18 protein-coding genes are annotated in these 16088 nt (G+C 53.2%); 1 reads left to right on the forward strand and 17 read right to left on the reverse strand.

Annotation, left to right across the window (positions count from 1 at the left end; genetic code table 11):
- Positions 1–76 precede the first annotated feature (76 nt).
- From BLS59_RS23100 to BLS59_RS23120, 5 genes are all read right to left on the reverse strand, one after another.
- Complete coding sequence (locus tag BLS59_RS23100; protein ID WP_091153046.1) at positions 77–727, reverse strand: ArdC family protein; 651 nt, start codon at positions 725–727, stop codon at positions 77–79.
- Entirely contained in the window at positions 720–902 is a 183-nt protein-coding gene (locus BLS59_RS23105) for a hypothetical protein (RefSeq protein WP_091153048.1), read from the reverse strand. Before BLS59_RS23105 ends, BLS59_RS23100 begins: the two co-directional genes overlap by 8 nt.
- A 12-nt stretch (positions 903–914) precedes the next feature.
- Entirely contained in the window at positions 915–1400 is a 486-nt protein-coding gene (locus BLS59_RS23110) for a M23 family metallopeptidase (protein WP_162842750.1), read from the reverse strand.
- 121 nt (positions 1401–1521) lie between these two features.
- A complete protein-coding gene (locus BLS59_RS23115; protein WP_091153051.1) occupies positions 1522–1953 on the reverse strand; it encodes a hypothetical protein in 432 nt (143 codons plus the stop codon).
- 30 nt (positions 1954–1983) lie between these two features.
- Complete coding sequence (locus BLS59_RS23120; RefSeq protein ID WP_091153053.1) at positions 1984–4020, reverse strand: TraM recognition domain-containing protein; 2037 nt, start codon at positions 4018–4020, stop codon at positions 1984–1986.
- Between the two features lie 169 nt (positions 4021–4189).
- Between BLS59_RS23120 and BLS59_RS23125 the strand changes: the two genes are divergently transcribed.
- On the forward strand, positions 4190–5554 hold the full coding sequence (locus BLS59_RS23125; RefSeq protein ID WP_091153055.1) for an ATP-binding protein: 1365 nt from the start codon (positions 4190–4192) through the stop codon (positions 5552–5554).
- A gap of 126 nt (positions 5555–5680) precedes the next feature.
- On the opposite strand, the gene traN is transcribed toward BLS59_RS23125, so the two are convergent.
- The 12 genes from traN to BLS59_RS23190 form a co-directional block, all read right to left on the reverse strand.
- The gene (gene traN / locus BLS59_RS23130; protein ID WP_091153057.1) at positions 5681–6511 is read right to left on the reverse strand and encodes a conjugative transposon protein TraN; all 831 of its coding nucleotides are present in this window, start codon (positions 6509–6511) and stop codon (positions 5681–5683) included.
- A gap of 14 nt (positions 6512–6525) precedes the next feature.
- Positions 6526–7725 (reverse strand): conjugative transposon protein TraM, encoded by a 1200-nt coding sequence (locus BLS59_RS23135; RefSeq protein ID WP_162842751.1) that lies wholly within the window; start codon positions 7723–7725, stop codon positions 6526–6528.
- 4 nt (positions 7726–7729) lie between these two features.
- Positions 7730–8155, reverse strand: a complete 426-nt coding sequence (locus BLS59_RS23140) for a hypothetical protein (protein ID WP_091153062.1) — start codon at positions 8153–8155, stop codon at positions 7730–7732.
- On the reverse strand, positions 8133–8753 hold the full coding sequence (gene traK / locus BLS59_RS23145) for a conjugative transposon protein TraK (protein WP_091153064.1): 621 nt from the start codon (positions 8751–8753) through the stop codon (positions 8133–8135). Before traK ends, BLS59_RS23140 begins: the two co-directional genes overlap by 23 nt.
- Before the next feature lie 65 nt (positions 8754–8818).
- The gene (locus BLS59_RS23150; protein ID WP_091153066.1) at positions 8819–9934 is read right to left on the reverse strand and encodes a TraJ family protein; all 1116 of its coding nucleotides are present in this window, start codon (positions 9932–9934) and stop codon (positions 8819–8821) included.
- 2 nt (positions 9935–9936) lie between these two features.
- On the reverse strand, positions 9937–10713 hold the full coding sequence (locus tag BLS59_RS23155) for a hypothetical protein (RefSeq protein ID WP_091153068.1): 777 nt from the start codon (positions 10711–10713) through the stop codon (positions 9937–9939).
- A 2-nt stretch (positions 10714–10715) separates the two neighbouring features.
- Positions 10716–11387, reverse strand: coding sequence for a hypothetical protein (locus BLS59_RS23160; protein WP_091153070.1), 672 nt, complete (start codon positions 11385–11387; stop codon positions 10716–10718).
- Position 11388: 1 nt separating this feature from the next.
- Entirely contained in the window at positions 11389–12051 is a 663-nt protein-coding gene (locus BLS59_RS23165) for a hypothetical protein (RefSeq protein ID WP_091153072.1), read from the reverse strand.
- On the reverse strand, positions 12048–12719 hold the full coding sequence (locus BLS59_RS23170; protein WP_240315319.1) for a hypothetical protein: 672 nt from the start codon (positions 12717–12719) through the stop codon (positions 12048–12050). The genes BLS59_RS23165 and BLS59_RS23170 overlap by 4 nt, the downstream gene beginning before the upstream one ends.
- Entirely contained in the window at positions 12716–15472 is a 2757-nt protein-coding gene (locus BLS59_RS32325) for a TraG/VirB4 family ATPase (protein ID WP_240315320.1), read from the reverse strand. The genes BLS59_RS23170 and BLS59_RS32325 overlap by 4 nt, the downstream gene beginning before the upstream one ends.
- Complete coding sequence (locus BLS59_RS23185; RefSeq protein WP_091153074.1) at positions 15444–15755, reverse strand: DUF4133 domain-containing protein; 312 nt, start codon at positions 15753–15755, stop codon at positions 15444–15446. Before BLS59_RS23185 ends, BLS59_RS32325 begins: the two co-directional genes overlap by 29 nt.
- On the reverse strand, positions 15755–16069 hold the full coding sequence (locus BLS59_RS23190; protein ID WP_091153076.1) for a DUF4134 domain-containing protein: 315 nt from the start codon (positions 16067–16069) through the stop codon (positions 15755–15757). Before BLS59_RS23190 ends, BLS59_RS23185 begins: the two co-directional genes overlap by 1 nt.
- Between the last annotated feature and the right edge of the window lie 19 nt (positions 16070–16088).

Genomic DNA, 16088 nt, shown 5'->3' on the forward strand with positions numbered 1-16088 from the left:
TTCAAAATTATGCCGCATGTATATACTTAAAAAACGACCTTAGCACATCTATGCTGGTCTCATTCGGCATAATCATTCACGCGGCATTATGCCCCAGTTCGTGCAGCAAAGTCGAATAGTATTTGTCGGGCGCATCGAACTGCTGCTTTAAAGGCATCGTGATCCGGTCCTGCGAGGGACTGTAATATGCGCGGTCGCCCTTGCGATGGCTGACCGGCACGCCCACCGCTGTCACCAGGTTTTCCGCACGGACTACAGGGTCCCAGCCCAAGGTGCCGATGTCAGGCTTTTGCAGTTCAGGTATGCCGTTGACCTGCCGGGCGTTGAATACCCAGGAGGTGGTGATGATCGGTTTGGCCAGCCTGACCAGCGCCTTCACCGGCTTGCCTTCAGCATCCAGTACCGGTTTGCCCTGGTCATCCCTTTTTGTTACCAGATCATTGAGCTTGACGAACTGGATTAGGGATGCTTTTTCGCCCTTGCGAACGTTGCAGTTTTGGGCGGCGGCCTGGTTGAAGGTGAGCCAGCGGGGATCGTCATAGCCGGTCATCATCAGTGCTATGGTATTGATCCCCTTATAACGGTTACCTGTAACGGCGTTGTAGGGCAGTTCAAAAGAAGGGAGTCCGTTACCCCAGGGCTTCTGCCAGGGCGCGGTGCCCGCCTTGAGCTGCTCGATCAGCTTCTCTGCTACCTGCTGGTGCAGCGGCTTCTTTTCGTTACCCATGATGATCCTCCTTTCCGGGTTGATCCGCTTCCCATTGATCGGCGTAGTCTGCGCCATAAACGGCGGCCTCGGTAGCGGTGAGTTCGATTTCCCCGCCTTCGGCAAGGAGTTGCAGCTTGCTTGCAAGCGATTCTGTTGCCGGATCGTCATCGCGGCCGGTTGGTTTTTTTTTCATACGATTTTGGGATTATTGGAGCAGCGGTGTTCCCGCCGCCTGGCTTAGAAAGTCCAGCGGGTGGATGTAGCTGCCCCGGAATTTGATACTGAAATGTAAATGCTCGCCGGTAGTCCGTCCTGACCGTCCCGTGATGCCGACTACCTGCCCGGCAGCAACTTCCTGTCCCCTGGAAACCAGGATCACAGATAAGTGGCCGTAGATGGTTTGCACATCGCTGTGGTCAATCCTTATGAAATTTCCAAGCAAAGGGTCATAGCCCGTAGCGGACACCTGGCCGTCAACAACGGAATACACGGGTTCGGATCTTGCCGACAGGTCAATGCCCCGGTGAAAATCGGCACTACCGGTTACCGGGTGGACACGCCAGCCGAAAGACGAGGTCAGGCGCATGGTTCTCAGCGGCAGACAGATCTGAAGATCGGTTGTGGCTGTAGGAATCTTAGCCTTAAAGGTATCCACTTTCGCGAGGGTATCCGCTGCCAAAACGGGCGGCATGGCAATGCCGATTTCCTTAACGGACGCAATGACCCTGGGGCTATTAAAAACCTGGGCAGAGAGTGCAAACGGCAGAAAGGTCAGCAGCACAGGCAGAGCCAGCAGAGCGGGACAGCCCGGTCTAGCGGCGAAAGCCATGACCGAGGTTTACTGCCTGGCTCTGCACCATATTAAGGTCAAGGCTTTCCTGGAGAGAAACAGTGCTGAAGTCAAGCACCTTGGAAGTACTCATGGCCATTTCCAAAGCCGAGGACTGCTGTTTCGCCGTGCCGTTCTCCTGGAGCATGTTAATGCGGAGCAGGGTTTTGAAATCCTGCATATCCAGTTTTTTATGCTTTTCAAGCAGATCCTGGTAAAGCTCGTTGTGGGGCTTGAGCACCAGTAGCGCATCGCTGCTATAAAGTCCGGGTTTTAGTCCGCCGAACGCAACTGAAATCGTGTCGCTGTCCAGGTCGACCCCAGTAATCATACCGACCTTGCCCTGTTTGTTTACGGGGTCGGTCGTGAGTTCGGGGTGTACCAGAACCATTTTGCCGATGAGTTCTTGTTCCATGATTGTTGAGATTAATGATTAATAGTTTGTTCAGGCACCCTGCCTGGTACCTCGGGAAGCCCGATTGCCACTGGGTTGGGGCGTGGCTTCGGGCGTGAACTGCTTGACCACCTGCTGAACTTCAAGGGTGATCCTGTTAAAGTTCTGGAGCAGCACATCCTCCATGCGGCCGCCAAAATCATAGTAGACCGGCAAATCCCGGTAGGCGGCTTCTTCCTTTCTGATGGCATCCATATCAAGGTTAATGCGGCAGTTCACGGCGGTCGTTTCATACTTGCCGGTAAATTCCTCGACCGCATCGGCGGCCAGGATGCCGACCATTTCCCCGGCCTTTAGGGAAGCGATTTTTCCAGCTGGGATAAGCGGTTCCAGTTTTTCGCTCAGGGATAGGGAAGTTTTATTGCGGTCGATGCTCAGGCTTTCGCCTTCCTGCTTGACCTTTCCGAAAAGCCTTTCGAGCCATTCCAGGGTTTCCTTATTGCGCACCGAGCCGGACAGCACGTTGCCCATGATGGCAGTAATCGTCTCTGCGGTTTCCTTCCCATATTGCTGGCGCAACATTGGGAGTTCCTGAAGCCCCAGGAGCACAGCCGAAAGATTTGATCTCGCCTGTGCCACCAGTACGTCGATGCGGTGAATATAAAGGCTGGGCGCTTCGTCGATAACCAGTCCAATGGGCAGGTTCCCCCTGGTATTGATCAGGCGGGTGATGCGGTTGACCACCACCGACAGGCAGGCGGAGTTGATGCTCTGGGTGCTGGGATCATTGGCCAGAACCAGTATGGCGGGATTTTTGGGATCGCTGATCTTCAGTTCACAATCATCACCGGAGAACACCCAATAGGTTTCTTTGGTAGCCATCCGGCTGATAAAGATCTTCAGGGTGCCGACCTGGCCCTCCAGCTGTTCAAATGCGCCCGCCTTGTAGGCCGTTACAAAGGGTGACAGCAGCGAGGACAGTTCCGGCTCTGAAAAAAGCGCGCCAAAGATTTCCTGGTAGGATAAGTTAAGGAAGGCCAGCACATGCGGCAGGCTGGAGTACATGCCGCCCCGGTATTTGCTGAAAAAATAGATACAGGCGGCCAGGAAATTGACCGCTGACTGGGTAAAGAACTGGTCGCTGCCACCCCCTTTGTCACCTTTTTTCAGTGCCTCTACCAGTGCCTCTGCGGTTTCCGAAGCGTCGGCTAAAGTTTGCAGGTAGGCGCGTTTAAGCGGGTTGATCCTCCTGCTCCTTGCCGGGTCGTTAAGATTGACCACGTGAAAGCCATAGCCCCTACATTTGCCTTTTTGCTTGGCCAGCAGATAGTGGTAATAGGCAACCTTTCCAAGATCGGGGTACTTCAGATCGTAGAGGCACATGGTGAAGCCACTAGCGATCATTTGCCTGATGACCGGCATGACCACGCCAAAACTTTTCCCGCTTCCCGGCACCCCGCACAAGAGGGTGCCCCTGAATAAATTTTCGAGCGATATATAACCGCGCCTGACCTTGCCTTTGTAGTAGAACAGTGTCGGGATATTCACCACGTATGGCCCGGTTTTGGGTTTTACCGTTTGCATGAACGATTCTTCTTCGACGTTCCACTTGTCCTTTCCCAGCTTACTGCTGATGAGTTTGGACACATTGTCCATCGCGATGTGTATCAGGATTGTTCCCGTTACAGCACAGAAGCAATAGATGAGCTCCGGCCAGCTGACCATTAAACCGATGACAGGATCATCCCTGCCAAAGAACCAGATTCCACCGAAGAGCACCAGTACGCCCGCTGCAAGTGGATAAACAATTGAATTTATGGGATTGAGGTCTTTTTTCTTCCGGCTCAACGTACCCACAGATACCAGGCAGATCAGCAGCAGGGTGAACAGCTTGCTGTTGAGCGGTGACTGATAGATGAACATCCGCGACATCCCCCTGACCAGCCGGGTCAGGCCATAGTGCTGGCTGACCGCAGAGGCGATGAGCTTCGGGGCGTAGATAAAAAAGAAGATGTCGAGGATGACGGTGAGGTAGATGCCGAACTGGAGAAAGCGATGCAGGCTTTGCTGCCCTTTTGTTTCTTCCATAAGGAGTTCATAAAGAAAATGAATAATGAGAATTTGAAATTTGTGGAAGTTTGATTCCCTAACCAATAGGCTATTTTCTTAAAATGGATTTATTCTGTTACAGAAAATTGTCTAAAATGGGTTTATTCTGTTACAAAATTTTATTAAATTTGGGCTTATTCTGTTACAAATGAGTTTTAAAAGAACCTTAGAGAAATATCTCCAACGCTGGAAAGAGCAGGAAAATCGCAAGCCCTTAATCATTAGAGGTGCCAGGCAGGTAGGAAAAACCACCTTGATAACGGACTTTGCCAAAACCTATCAGCATCGGATCGTACTCAACCTGGAAAGACCGGCGGACAGACGTTATTTCGATGATTTCGATGATGTGCAGACCATAACCGAGGCACTATTCCTAAGCCACGGCATACACTCGCAGGCCATGAAAAACACGCTGCTTTTTATTGACGAGATACAGGAAAGCCCAAAAGCAATACAACTGCTGCGATATTTTTTTGAAGAAATACCCGCCCTGCATATTATCAGCGCGGGGTCGCTACTGGAATTTGCCATGCAGAAAATAGAGAGCTTTCCCGTGGGACGAATTGAATTTCTGTATTTGCATCCCTTAAATTTCCAGGAATACCTGAAAGCAATAGAAAAACAAATGCTGGTCGATCAGCTTCAACAAGTGCCGGTAAAACCATTCGCACACCAAGCGCTGCTGGATGCATTTCACCGATATGCCATTATCGGCGGTATGCCGGAAGTAATTAAGAAAGATAGCCAGCAGCACCAGCTTTCCGATCTAGCCATTACATACGAAAGCATATGGGAAACCTATAAAAACGACATAGAAAAATATACTTCTAACGATACCGAAAGAAAAGTGATCAGGCATCTAATGGATACTTCGACCCTGTATCTGGACGAGCGGGTCAAATTCCAGGGTTTCGGGAACTCCAACTATCGCTCACGCGAAGTGGGCGAAGCATTCCGAACACTGCATGATGCAAAGATCGTACGTCTGGTATATCCGACAACCGATCTGCAACCGCCTTTGAAGCCCGATCTTAAGAAATCCCCGCGCCTACAGTTCTTGGATACGGGACTGGTGAATTATACATTGGGCATACAGATCGAGATGCTGGCGATGGCAGATTTGAACAGCACCTATAGAGGCGCTATAATTCCGCACCTGATAACCCAGGAGCTGATTTCGTTGGAAGGCATCACTTCAAGCCTGCCTCATTTCTGGGTGAGAGAAAAAGCGCAGTCAAATGCGGAGGTCGACTTGCTATATGTTCATCAAAAACTGGTCATTCCGATAGAGATTAAATCCGGAAGTACCGGCAGCCTAAGATCACTTCATCAATTTATTGAGGCTGTTGATCATCCCTATGCTGTGCGGATGTATGGTGGCGAATTCCGGATAGAAAAGGCCGTGTCACCTGGTAATAAGCCCTACCTGCTAATGAATCTTCCATACTATGCAGGGACCGTCCTGCCTGAGTATATCAATTGGTTTGTCAGCCAACCAGTGAACTCATTTTAAGGGAAGTAAATTTCACGAGTAAAACACGTACAAATTTTTAAGGCTAACGACGTCAAAAAACCGATAAGTGTTAAATTTTTAATGCTAATTCGTCTAATCCTACAAATTTTTAATGATAACGGCAATTTAAAAGGTATCAGCCTTTAGTATATCCTTATACTTAATCTGCAAGCTGACCGTCCTGCCTGAAATCTGCTTTTCGGTCAGCTCAATGTTGAGGATCTTGTTTTCGGGGAACGGCGCTTTCTTCAGCACATAGATATTTCGCGTTCGGTTCTTGAAAGTGCTGAGCTGGTAAAGCTGCCATATCGGTTTGATCTCGACCGACTGGACGTTGGTGGCCTTTTTGATCTTTTTATCCTCGATCTTAAAGCGCAGCTCATCGGGCTGATAGCCCAGGTTCGTGCTGTTATGGTAGCTGATATCCAGGAACACCAGGTCATCGTAGGTGTAGACATGGTTCAGGGTCGCTTCGATCCCGTAGGCATCGCTCTGCCTTATTTTTTCCGGGCGCAAGCCCGCCAGGCGCAGGGCAAAAGCCTTCATCTGAGGGGTCGAGACGCTTACCCCCGAATGATCAAGGGGCCTGGTATCGCCTGGTGTGATGTCCACCTGGGCAGAAGTTTGGCCGCCGCGATTGTCAGGCAGGTATTGCAACTGGTACTGCGCGATAAAACTTTCGCCGGTAACCGTAACGATGCCAGCCGGGCCGCCCTGCAGCCTGGCGGCAGAGTCGGGAACCACCTTTAGCCGCAGGACGTTGCCGAGGGGCAGGTCGCCAGCAATGGCATGGCTGGAAATATCCACGTAGCGGATGGGTTCGGGTGAGACCAGGTGCAGGGTCATGTCCCTGGCCAGCAGGATCACGGGCAGGTCTTTGGACTGAATGGTTTGCGGCACCTGCGCGCTGAGCAGACCGGAAAGCAGCAAAAAGAAACTAAGAATCATAGTTTTCATGGTGAAAATGGGTTTTAATAAGCGTTCTGTTTGTTTTTAAGCTCATCGGGATCGATGAGGTAGACCAGCGTATTGTACTTTAGGTGGGCCTTGTTCTGCCGGATCAGTTTACCGACAGCCGTTGTTGTGGAGGTGAACATCTTTTGCAGCAGTCCCATGACCAGCTGGTTGTTGTTTTCGGCCATCTGCTGGAGCGTTACGCCCTGGGTTGCGTTCCCGCCGAGCTCCTTTGAAAATTCGCGGAAGGCGGAGGCCGGAACGTAAAGTCCGGGCAGGCCGTCGTTATCGTAGATGTTCAGCTTCACGGGCAGTAAATGGTCGTCCTGCATGATGCTGCTGATGCCCAGGTTAACGCGCTGGCCGGAAAAGCCGGTGATCTCCGCATAGAGGTAAGTCCCTTTTTTGATCAGGAAGCGCCCGGCCATCATATCTTCCAGCAGCCTGATGCGCAGCCTTGATCCGGCATAGCCCGTAATATCCTGGTCAACGATGGCGGTGATGAAGGTATCGTGCCGCTCGGCGGTGATCGTGTTGAACAAGGCCGAAGCAGAAGCAGCCTTGCTGACCGCGAGCTTTTTTTGCACTGCCTGTTCATTTGCCTGCGTTGCCGCCAGTTGCTTCTGCTTTTGCGCTGCTTTGTAATCAGGGTCATTGGCCTTGCCCATACTGTCAATGAGCGCCATCTGCTGGCGGAATAGGGTCATCGGATCGGTCTGTACCTGCCCTGAAGGGCGGCTGCCAACTACCGGCGCCGACTGCCCCATCTTGGAAAGCGCTTCCGCCAGGGCGCGGTCCTGCGCGGTGCGGGATGAAGGGGCCGGTGCCACTGCGGTCGTCGCGGAAGGAAAACCAGCGGCCGGGCCGCCATATTTGAGCTTCATCGCCCTGTCGATGGAATCCAGCATTCTTTTTTCGCGTTCGTTGTACAAGGTCTGCGGACCTAGCCTGGTCGCCTGTTCTTCCTGGAGCTGACCGATGGCGGTATAGCCATCGGCTTCCTTATAGTTGTCGCGATAAGCGTCAAGCTTATCTGCTAACGGCCTGTTTTTCACCTGGTCGGAGACGCCTGCGATGTTTACCTGTAGGGAATCCTTCCCGGCTGCTTGTGGCCGCTGCTTGCCGATGCTGCTCTTGTAGACATAGAAGAACAGTACCAGGAATGGCAGCGCAATGAGCGGCAGGACATATCGCGGCTTTTTAAAGTCGATTTTCATATGCTTAATGTTGGGGGTTAAATTGTTTGCGGATCTCATCAATGCGCTGGAGCGCCCGTACCACCTCGATGCTGTCGCGGGAGGTCAGGCTGTCCTTTCTACCGTTGGCCTCGATGCGGGCTTGCAGCATTCCAGCCTCTTTAAATGCCTCATAAGCATCCAGGGTTCCCGGCAGAACAGTCGCAGGAGCCTGTTTTTGCGAAAGCATCCTGGGCAGAGGCACCGGCTTTTGCTGCCGCATGACCGTGAAGGCCAGGATCGCAGAAACCAGGATACTGGCGACCATGAGCGAAAAGGCGGTAAAAGGATAGCGTCGGAGCAGCCTTCCAAAAACCACCGCCGCTCCTATGAAATACCTGGAAAATTCTTTTTTTAGCGAACCGGCCAGGGTTGTACCCGGCAGGCGGTTAGAATGAATTTTTCTGAACATTGCTGAGGTCTTTGTTTTCAAGGGTTTTCCAGCGCGTGATCAGCACCGCGTGGGGATTGTTGTCCGAGCGGGTTTCCAGATCGCTGAGATATCCCTCAGTAATTAGTGAACGGGTGATGGTGGAACTGCGGCGGTCGATCTTCTGCGTTCCGTAATAGCGGAAATACTTGCGGCCTTCATCCAGGTAGATCGAGTCGGTCCGGATGGTCAGCACGGCGCTGGATGACAGCACGGAGTTGAAAAAACCCCGCTCCTTTAGATTATTGTACTGGAGCATTCCGCTTTCGTCCACCAGGTACATCGCCTGCTTCATCTGGTACTCGATGAATTTGTCGTCGGGCGTGAGGGTAAAGAACAGCGAGTGGAAACGGGCAATGTCTGCCCGGTATTCTGCGGCACGGTTCAGCTGCACATCGGTCTGCCTGGCCATTACCGGCACGTTCGCCGCATCCAATAGGTAGATGCTCTTCCGGGCATCGGCCACCTGGCGGTAGGCAAAAAAGCTGACGCAGCCAACCATCAGCAAAGCAGCGATAAAGCTACCGGCTGCAAGAAATGTGGCCAGCCGTACTTTGGATTCGATATTTTTAATGATCATAGCTTTTGAAATAAAAAAGGCCGCTGGTTTGATTAGCGGCCTTTCTGTTGTGGATTAAATATGGGTTAGCCCTTGGCCATCATGCGCATGGCCATACGGGACATATTGGATGCGCCCCTGCCCATCGTGGCTGTGGCCGAGCTGATGCCCGAGGTCGAAACGATCCAGGTGGAAATGCTGGGAACGGTCAGCATGGTCAGCGCACCGATGATAAAGGTGACGATCACCATGCCGAACGAAAGCACGCCCTGGGAGGCAAAGAACCCAAGCTTTTCCAGGCTCGGACCGGCAGTGCCGACCAGTTCCTGGTATCGGGTGATTTCCGCCTCCATCGCATACTGTTGAAAGAGCGAAGCCACGTACATGACCAGGTAGGCGATCCCGCTGTACAGGTTGACCGAGATGAAGCGGGCCACCCAGGTCGAAAAGCTGTCGCGGAAGGCGGGCATAATGCTGACCGCTACCGCGAAGGGGCCGAGGATGATGAGGATGGTGGAAAAAATGATCTGGATAATAAATATAATGTACACGCAGATCCTCAGCAACCAGACCGCCAGGGTTTCCAGCAGCGAGGTCAGCATCAGCTGGAGGCCGACCTGAAGGCGGTTGCGCATTTCCACGATTGGGTTCCACACCGCAGAAAATCCTTCCTTTACCGAAGATTTGACCGATTCCCAGGCTTTCTGGTACCAGGTATCGGCTTCCATCTTGGCCGTTTCGGTTTCTGCCTGTATGGTGAGCAACTGGTCTGCCACCTGTACCATCAATTGGGCGCGTTGCAGGCGTAGGTCGTTGACCTCGGTCTGGCTGCCGTCGAACATGGCCTCGGTTTTTACCGCAACGATGTCGGTCGGGTAAGCGACCATCCTGGTAAAGGGCGACCACCATAGAATGACCATGACCAGGCCGAATGGCCTGAGCAGCGGCATGACCTCCAGTTTCTTGTCGCCTGACATCATTTCGTAGCTTTTAACGGCGAAGAACACCAGCATAAAAATGGCGGCCAGTGCCTGGGCATCGGCGATGAAGGCATCGTAATGCGTCCAGATCGTATCTTTCATCGCCTTAAGAAAGTGCATCATTCCTTGCTCGTACACCCCGTTGCCTTGCATAAAATTGAAGGTATCTTTAAAGCTGTCCGGCACACTGACCGGCTGGGCTTGCATAAAAAGTAGGTTCATAGTTAAAGTTTAGATTTGAGTAGGATTTCATCTGCGATCTGCTGGTCGGTCTTTCCCGGGGGCAGGCTAATGGACCCGGCCGGGCTTTTGAGCCCTTTGGCGGAATCGCTGAGCGAAAGGAAGAGCTTTGCCCTTTGCTTTTTGGTTTCCCAGGTTGCCTCCAGCTTCCGGAAATCATCAAGCATCCGGTGATAGGCAATAAGCCGCGATCCCCGGTCGACGGTGGTCGCCCGGGCGGCGTTCAGCCGCTCGGCCAGCGCATGGCTTTCCTCCTGGTACCAGGTCAGCAGCCCGGAACTGGTCAGGTAGCTGCGTTCCTTTGCGGTTAGGCCATCCAACAGGGTATTGTCCTGCTGGCTGAGCAGCGGATCGAACTGGTGGCGGTAGTACAGCAGCCATAAGGGATCGGCATCGGAAAGCAGGCCGCTGTAGTTCATCGATTCGCCCAGGGCCACTTTGCCAAGCGTATCGGCATGCAGCGCATAGGCGTTATCGGTATTCTGCATGGCCAGCACGAGCGCCAGGCGCTGGGTCTGTGGGCCGGTAGCACTCAGCGGGCGCAGGTCATGGTTTTTGTAGTCGGTGTGCCAGGCCCAGGTCAGCCAGTACAGCGGATTGGTATACAAAAAGCCGGGCTTGGGTGTAAACTTGTTCTTGTCCCATTGCTTGAATACCATCCGTTCCTGCTGGTACCTGATCGACTGGTCGTTGATGATCATCTGCGCAGACAGCAGTCCCGCCCAGCCGCAGAAGAGTAGGCTGAATATTAATCGTTTCATAATTATGGTTTTAAAATTTTGATGTTGCGCATCAGATCGGTTGCGATGCGCGTGTCCTGGTTGATAAAGGATTGGTAAGGGCCAGCCGAACGCAGGATGCCCCGAAGTTTTGCCCAGTACATGGACCTGCTGACGCTATAGGTCAGCGCCCGCATCACCCGGAGTTCCAGCAGGATCTTGCGCAGCAGGGCATCCCGCTTTTCGTAGTCCATCAGCACGTTGCTCCCCTCCTTGAGCACGAAATCGGAAACCTCGGTGACCAGCTTGATGCCCCGGTCTTTCATCTGTCGGGCCACATCTTCGGCAAACAGCAGCAGTATGGGATCGGCGCGTGCGATGTCCAGCATGGTGTTGCATTCGCCAACGATCTCCGAGGAAACCCCGGCGATCTGCTGCGCCGCCATTCCCGATCTGAGAGCAGCGTTGACCTGGGTCAGCGCACTGTAGATCAGCGACTGGGCATAGACCACCATGCCCATATCCTGATTGATCCGATCAAGCCGATTATTGATGTTGCCCAAATAATTGTTGTGGGTGTTCTCGGCGGCCAGCCGGACCGCCCCGTTCTCATTGACAATGAGAAAATGCTGTGGATCGAACACCACTGCCTGAGCCAGTACCGGGGAAAAGCCGTACAGCAGCAGCGTAAGGGAAGTAATGAATAGCTTATACATATCAATCGGGTTTGAGGATCTTGATGCGGCGCATAATGTCATCCACCAGTTGTTTGTCCTGGTTGATGAACTGCGAGAATGGATTGAGCGCTTTGTTCTTATCCTGGGCAGCGTAGTACAGGCTGGCGGCCAGCCCCCTGGAAGCACCTGCGATCCGTCGCAGCTCGGTGACCACCCGGCCAAACAGCATCTTTCGGTCGGAGGCTTTCATTTGGTTGAGGTCGCCGTAGCTTAACGCCAGGCCGTAGATATAGTTCAGCAGGTGGTAAGCCTGCTCGGACAGGTCGGCTTCGGTCTGGTAGGCCAGCGCGACCAGCACGGGGTCCTGGCCTACCCGCTGGAAGATCAGGCCCTGTTGCTGTACGATCTCGTCGACGAGCGGGATGGCTTCCAGGCCGATACCTGCGGCAGTGATCGCCAGGCCCACCGTTTGGAAGCGCTTTTGGAGCGTCCGGTAGGTCGACTTGAGCTTGGACATTTCCGAACGGTTCACTTCCTCACCAGTCGAGACCACCGCCTGTTTGTTCCTGGCTTCCTGCTGACGCTCGTGTTCGGATTCGCTTTCTGCCACCAGTTGGTGCAGCAGCACCACGTTGACCTGCGCATGGGCGGTAAAGATCAAGCCTGCGCAAAGGCAGGCAGCCATGATTAGCGCCCTTTTCATTGCTTGAGGTATTTGACGTTCCGGATAATGTTGTCTGCGATCTGCTTATCGATATTGATAAACCCGGCGTAGGGGTTCAGGGCGTTCAGGATGCCCCGCTGTTTCGCCCAGTACATGCTCCGGTACATACCATAGGCCACCCCGCGCAGGATGGTCATTTCGGTTACGATCCGGTTCAGCAGCTTCGCCCGTTCGCCCGAATCCATCAGGTTCTCTTTTCCCGAGGAAAGCACAAAGGAGCCCACTTCGGTTGCCAGGTTGGTCGCCCGTGTGCGGAATTCCCTGGCCCCGCCTTCGGCAAATAGCAGCAGCGCCGGATTGCTGCCCGCGATATTGATCGCCTTGTTGACATCTTCGACGATATCGCCGCCAATCTCCACGATATCGCGCACGGCCAGCAGGTTGCGCACCACAGCCGAAACTTCGCTGAGCCCCTTATAGATCTGGCTTTGCAGGTCATTGACAATGAGCAGCTGCCCGGTAACGGCCAGCTGGCCGCGCTGGATCAGGGTCAGGTTGTCATTGGTCTTGTTCAGCTGGCTATTGATGATCCCCGAATGGACCGCCATTGCGCCGGAGGTAGTGGGATCAATGTAGATGGCCTGTGCATGCAGCCGCAGGCCCGGCAGGAGCATTCCCGCCAGGATGATCATTTTAATTGTTCTCATGTAAAATCGGGTTTAAAAAAATGTATCGGGCTGCCCAGCGGCTCGCCCTTTTGGTTGACCTGCTGGACGAAGGCGGCCAGGGCAAGCCCGCTGCTTTCCATATCTGCCACAAAGGCATTCAGGGCATCGGGGTAATTGCCGTAATGTCCAGAGTAGATCTCCACCGCACTTTTCTCGGGCTTTTCGGTGGTGAAGGCCAGGTGGTGATAGATGCTCACCTCCACGCCATATACTTCCCCGACATTGCCCCGGCGGATATAGAACTCGTTGAAGCGGGACCGGCCGTCTTTATTGTCCAGTTTGTTGATGGTAAAGATCTTCCGCTGCTCGATCTCGCTGATGGATAGCAGGTCGGCCACCTTTTTGAAGTCGGCCTCGTTCTGCTGAAGCAGGATCACCGTGTCTGAGTTGTTGATGATGCTGTCCTTAATGATCGGGTTGCCGATGATGTCGCCGATTTCCTGCGTCACCTCGATGATCTCTCCCCAAAACTTCCTTACCGTTTTGTTGAGGTAAACCAGAAAATTTGCCATCATGGGCGAGGAAACCGCCCGCCAGGCTTCTTCCAGGATCAACGTTTTACGGCGGTTTTTCCGGTGCCGCATCTTCTGGATGAACAAATCCATGACGATCAGCGTGACGATTGGAAACAGCGTTTTGTTATTCTGGACGTTGTCAATTTCATAGACCACAAAGGGCGCGTCGAACAGCGACCGGTCGGCATCCTCGTTCAGGATGGCTTCGTACTGGCCTCCTTTGTAGAACTTTTTTAGAACGAAACCGAACTCTTCAACATCGAAGGATATCCGTTCCTGGTTCCTGATCTGAGGGATCTTGCCTAGGGCGAATTCATAGAAGGTATTGAAATTGAGCGCCGGGATATGTGCCCGGTCATAGGCTGCCCGTTTGGCAGCGGTCGCATTCTCCAGTTCTGCCTGGTATTTTTCCTGGAACATTTCATTGTACATCCGCATTTTGCCCGGCCTGCCATAGATTCCCGGCAGGATTTCCAGTGGTTCTTCCAGCTGATCCTCATCCTGCCCGGCTGCGGTCGCTACATCAGTTTCTTGCAGATCAGCTTCCAATACGCTCAAGCGCAGGACTTCGCGGACGTTCCGTTCGATGTCACTGCATTCCCGCTGCGTCAGCCCGGTAAAACCCTTGTCGCTGAAATAATGGTTATAGTAGGCCGATATGACACTGGCAATAACGTCCTGCTCAACAGTGGATGCCGTACCTTCGGCTCCCTTCCAGAGCAGCGAGATGAGCGTTACCAGGAAATCCTTTTTTTCGATATTGTATTCTTTCTCTGAAATCAGGAAAGGGTTCATCGTGATCGGCCGTTCCTCTGAATAGGTAATGTACTTGCCCCCATAGGTGCCGCACAGCCCCGAGTAGGAATGTCCCACGTCGACGATCACTACGTCCATGTTGTAGCTGAGGTACTGTTGGACTATCGCATTAACGGCATAACTCTTGCCCGTACCCGACCCACCCAAGATGAAGCGGTTCCGATTTTTTATCCTCCCGGTCTGCATGCCCAGATCGGATATGTCTATCGCAACAGGCACGCCCTGCCGGTCGGTAAACCGCAAAAGGAAATCCGAGGGGTCGTCTTTCAGCAGCGATTCTTTGAAAAAGAAACAAAGCGCCGCATCGGCGGTGGTCAAAAACCAGTCGTACTTCTTCAGCTCGACCCCGTTGCCGGGCAATGCGCAGCGGAACAGCTCCATCTGGTTATAGGCGTTGCGGGATGGGATGATCCCCTGCTGGAAAAGTGCCGCCTCGATAAAGTTGGCCGCCTTGTCGATCCTGCTTTCTTCAGCGCAGACGATCAGGGAATAATGCGCCTGGACCAGAAGTTGGTTGTCCCTGGCCACATCGGCCAGCAGCTGATCGATGTCCTCTACGCAGAGCAGGTTTGCCGGATCGGGAACACCGGAATGCCGCTTGCGCTTGAGCTCCAGTTTGTTCAGCGTTAGCTGCTGCGCCGGGATTTCCAGCAGCTGGTTATAAATGATAACCTGGTAGCCGGGAACCTGAAACAAAAAGCTCAAGTTGTCCACCGGGAAGTTTTTCAAGCCCCCAGATTCCTGGCGGATCGTGCAGGGGCTTACCTTTTCAGGCAGGTCGATGATATCGGTATTGACCAGGCTGATGCATCGGACCGCCCGGTTGCCCAGGCCCAGTTGCTGGTCGGTGCTGCGCAGGTTGTCCAGCACGATGTTCGGGCTGGCAAATTCCATGCTCAGGATCTTGCTGACGTAGCGGTTGATCTCCACTTCGGTCAGGTAGGCTGGTTTGAGGCCAGCGCCGCTGAGCAGGTCGAATACCTTGTTCAGGTTTTGTGCGAAATCAGCCAGTGCCTTTTTATCATAGGTGTAGAAAGCCTTTCGTTTGACCTGGCGGGTGATGACCAGATAGGTCTTGAGCTCGGTGTATTCCCGGCCCTTAAAATGTTCGTGGTACTTCTGCTGGAGAAAGTCCGAGGCGGGGGCACCCTGGTATTTGCGGCGTATAAACACATCCTGTTTTTGGATGATATGGCCTTCGCCAAGGATCTTGATCACATTCAGCAGCAGGTTCTGGTAGCTGGCGTAAGCATCGGCATCGGCACTATACTGGAGCACCGGGTTGGTCAGGTGCATGATGACGGAGAAGTCGCCGCCAAGGCCGTAGAGCAATGGCAGATCGCCGTAATGGTCGACACCCGCATAGGGCATCTCAAATGCCGTTTTTTTGTCTTTTCGCATGGGTCGTGATTTTTAAGTGGACGGGATGGATGAAAATGCCGGTGCGCCTGGTCTTGTCGTGGAGACCGTCTTTCTGTTTTTGGAAAGTGTAGAACAGTCCCCCAACGATCACCAGGATCATGACGATGCCGCCGAGGTACATACTGGTTAGTGCCCCGAGCAGGCCGCCGGAAATGAGACCAGCGATAAGGGAGCCGATGCCCCAGGCGATGAACTTCCCTTTGAAGCCTTTATATATAAGGGGCCGCTCGAGCCCCTTATATATTGGATAAATGGCCGCCATCAAACGCCGAAGAAGGCTTTGATGACTACCGAAACCAGCACCAGGAAGAGGCACGATCCGCCCCAGCCCATCAGCTCTTTGTTGATGTCCTGGTCGCCGCTGTTCCACTTGATGTAGACGCGGATGCCACCGATCAGCCCCACCACCGCGCCAATGGCGAGGATGAGCGTTGATACCGGGTCGACGTAGCCGGTCAGCGAAGAGGTTGCGGCATTGATGCCGGTGACGCCACCACCCGTTTGGGCTTTGGCGGCCTGGTTTACTGCCATAAATGCGGCAGCGGAAAAGAACAGTTTTTTGGTTCTTACTGTCATGAAAAAAGAATTAAGGGTA

The sequence above is a fragment of the Mucilaginibacter pineti genome, from assembly GCF_900101875.1.
Classification (GTDB): domain Bacteria; phylum Bacteroidota; class Bacteroidia; order Sphingobacteriales; family Sphingobacteriaceae; genus Mucilaginibacter; species Mucilaginibacter pineti.

What these genes read in the sequence shown, in the direction of transcription:
- BLS59_RS23150 (WP_091153066.1), bottom strand. Translation starts at nt 9,934, where the DNA reads ATGAACCTACTTTTTATGCAAGCCCAGCCGGTCAGTGTGCCGGACAGC.
- BLS59_RS23115 (WP_091153051.1), bottom strand. Translation starts at nt 1,953, where the DNA reads ATGGAACAAGAACTCATCGGCAAAATGGTTCTGGTACACCCCGAACTC.
- BLS59_RS23155 (WP_091153068.1), bottom strand. Translation starts at nt 10,713, where the DNA reads ATGAAACGATTAATATTCAGCCTACTCTTCTGCGGCTGGGCGGGACTG.
- BLS59_RS23185 (WP_091153074.1), bottom strand. Translation starts at nt 15,755, where the DNA reads ATGGCGGCCATTTATCCAATATATAAGGGGCTCGAGCGGCCCCTTATA.
- BLS59_RS23125 (WP_091153055.1), top strand. Translation starts at nt 4,190, where the DNA reads ATGAGTTTTAAAAGAACCTTAGAGAAATATCTCCAACGCTGGAAAGAG.
- BLS59_RS23170 (WP_240315319.1), bottom strand. Translation starts at nt 12,719, where the DNA reads ATGAGAACAATTAAAATGATCATCCTGGCGGGAATGCTCCTGCCGGGC.
- BLS59_RS23120 (WP_091153053.1), bottom strand. Translation starts at nt 4,020, where the DNA reads ATGGAAGAAACAAAAGGGCAGCAAAGCCTGCATCGCTTTCTCCAGTTC.
- traK (WP_091153064.1), bottom strand. Translation starts at nt 8,753, where the DNA reads ATGATCATTAAAAATATCGAATCCAAAGTACGGCTGGCCACATTTCTT.
- BLS59_RS23160 (WP_091153070.1), bottom strand. Translation starts at nt 11,387, where the DNA reads ATGTATAAGCTATTCATTACTTCCCTTACGCTGCTGCTGTACGGCTTT.
- BLS59_RS23190 (WP_091153076.1), bottom strand. Translation starts at nt 16,069, where the DNA reads ATGACAGTAAGAACCAAAAAACTGTTCTTTTCCGCTGCCGCATTTATG.
- BLS59_RS32325 (WP_240315320.1), bottom strand. Translation starts at nt 15,472, where the DNA reads ATGCGAAAAGACAAAAAAACGGCATTTGAGATGCCCTATGCGGGTGTC.
- BLS59_RS23135 (WP_162842751.1), bottom strand. Translation starts at nt 7,725, where the DNA reads ATGAAAATCGACTTTAAAAAGCCGCGATATGTCCTGCCGCTCATTGCG.
- BLS59_RS23100 (WP_091153046.1), bottom strand. Translation starts at nt 727, where the DNA reads ATGGGTAACGAAAAGAAGCCGCTGCACCAGCAGGTAGCAGAGAAGCTG.
- BLS59_RS23165 (WP_091153072.1), bottom strand. Translation starts at nt 12,051, where the DNA reads ATGAAAAGGGCGCTAATCATGGCTGCCTGCCTTTGCGCAGGCTTGATC.
- BLS59_RS23105 (WP_091153048.1), bottom strand. Translation starts at nt 902, where the DNA reads ATGAAAAAAAAACCAACCGGCCGCGATGACGATCCGGCAACAGAATCG.
- BLS59_RS23110 (WP_162842750.1), bottom strand. Translation starts at nt 1,400, where the DNA reads ATGCCGCCCGTTTTGGCAGCGGATACCCTCGCGAAAGTGGATACCTTT.
- BLS59_RS23140 (WP_091153062.1), bottom strand. Translation starts at nt 8,155, where the DNA reads ATGTTCAGAAAAATTCATTCTAACCGCCTGCCGGGTACAACCCTGGCC.
- traN (WP_091153057.1), bottom strand. Translation starts at nt 6,511, where the DNA reads ATGAAAACTATGATTCTTAGTTTCTTTTTGCTGCTTTCCGGTCTGCTC.